This window comes from Ruminococcus sp. AM31-15AC, from assembly GCF_003462045.1.
Lineage (GTDB): Bacteria > Bacillota > Clostridia > Oscillospirales > Ruminococcaceae > Hominimerdicola > Hominimerdicola aceti.
In genome coordinates this window covers 1-1,564 of record NZ_QTYG01000113.1, presented here as the reverse complement: position 1 = coordinate 1,564, position 1,564 = coordinate 1, and the positions used below count along the sequence as shown (strand labels likewise).

At 42.5% G+C, this 1,564-nt stretch carries 2 protein-coding genes; both read left to right on the top strand.

The annotated features are described in order from the left end of the window. The first annotated feature begins 369 nt into the window (after positions 1-369). A complete protein-coding gene (locus tag DW793_RS14170; protein ID WP_117878144.1) occupies positions 370-1,203 on the top strand; it encodes a DUF6329 domain-containing protein in 834 nt (277 codons plus the stop codon). Positions 1,204-1,210: 7 nt separating this feature from the next. Next, a complete protein-coding gene (locus DW793_RS14165) occupies positions 1,211-1,534 on the top strand; it encodes a DUF4314 domain-containing protein (RefSeq protein WP_117940718.1) in 324 nt (107 codons plus the stop codon). Positions 1,535-1,564: the final 30 nt, after the last annotated feature.

The following is a 1,564-nucleotide window of genomic DNA, read 5'->3' as shown; positions in this document are numbered from 1 at the left end:
CCATATTGGTGGAACAAAAAAGATGCACCAGCCGAAAAGCCCGTAAATACGGGCTTTTTTCATGCTTTTTAACCGGAAATTTTAAGGTGAAAACCGTGGATGCTTTTTCACGATTTTAGCCGACCGGAAGGATTTGAACGCTACACAACGAAATATTGTCAAACAAATCGGCAGGCTTTGAGCAAATTTCGCTCTTAACTTGCCGATTATTTATGAAAAAACTTTCACAAACTTTTCAAGACTGTTTTGTCTAATATCACGAAATGTGATAAATGACAAAACGGTCTTTTTTTATTTCTCAAGGAAGGACGTGATACCCGTGTGGCAGCTATACTATTAAAATGGAAAATAAAACAAAGGAGGAAATCAATGAACAACAAACTTATAATCAACACAAATCTGCTTCGCAAAGAATCGGAATTCAAAACGTATACTTGCGTGGTGGAAAAAGCTGTGCCTGTTCCGACCGAAGAATTTGAGAGGCTGAAACACACTCCGATGTGCAATAACGATCTCATAAGTGAAAACCTTAACAGTATGTGGTACGGCAACGGCGTACACCATTGTCTGCTGATCTACGACAAGCAACAGGGCGACGGCTTGTTAATAGAGTCTGAGGGTGCTCCCTATGCAAGATATGCCCAGTATATTCCAAACGCCAAACTGTTGTACGAAAATCATATGCAGAATCATTTACAGGAATTAAAATTTTACTGTCCGCTTGAAATCAACAGAGAACCGGAATGCCGGTATGACGAGGAATACGAAAAAATCTCGTCCTATGAGGCTTCTGCTTACAAATCGGAGATAAACCGATTTATTGAGGATTTTACAATGCCCGAGGAGAAAGAACGGGGTCTCATGAACTGGTATGGCAAGGGCAATTCAGTCGACCAAAAGGTACGCTCGGCGTTTATGTCTGTCGAGGAGCGCGACGGAGAGCTTGTTGGCGTTATTACGGCTCAGATTTACGGTCAGCTTACAGATGAAGAGCTTGAAGAATTCCGCTCGTACTGCGAGGGACAACTTTCAGACGGCGTTGGGGAGTCTCTTGAACAGCGGCCGATAAAAACTCCCGACGGCGATATTTATGTCAGCTTCTGGAATTCAGATGACAACTGGAGCTTGCAGACGGAGGAAGAAATAAACAGCATTCAGTCAGAAGATTTGACCGATGAACCCGATATTGGAATGACAATGTGAGGTACGCATGGTATACAATGAAAAGAAAGTTGAGTTGCTTAGACAGAGGTATCCCGAGGGTACTCGGATTTGTCTTGACCACATGGAGGACTTATGTCCTGTGGAAAGCGGCACCAATGGAACTATTATTGGAGTCGACGATATCGGCTCAGTCATGGTTAAGTGGGATAACGGCAGAACTTTGAATCTTCTGCCCGATGAAGATAAATTTCATACGATCAAGCATGAACAAACTCAGTCAGACGAACAAACAGAAGAAAATACGGAAAATGAAGAAATCGCAGAAATCGAGGAATTATCGGAAGAACCGGAAATGGATATGTCCATGTAGGACTTGAAATACGGCGGTTTATGTGATATA

Excerpts from the sequence above, each read along its gene's own strand:
- DW793_RS14165 (WP_117940718.1), top strand. The coding sequence starts at position 1,211 with ATGGTATACAATGAAAAGAAAGTTGAGTTGCTTAGACAGAGGTATCCC.
- DW793_RS14170 (WP_117878144.1), top strand. The coding sequence starts at position 370 with ATGAACAACAAACTTATAATCAACACAAATCTGCTTCGCAAAGAATCG.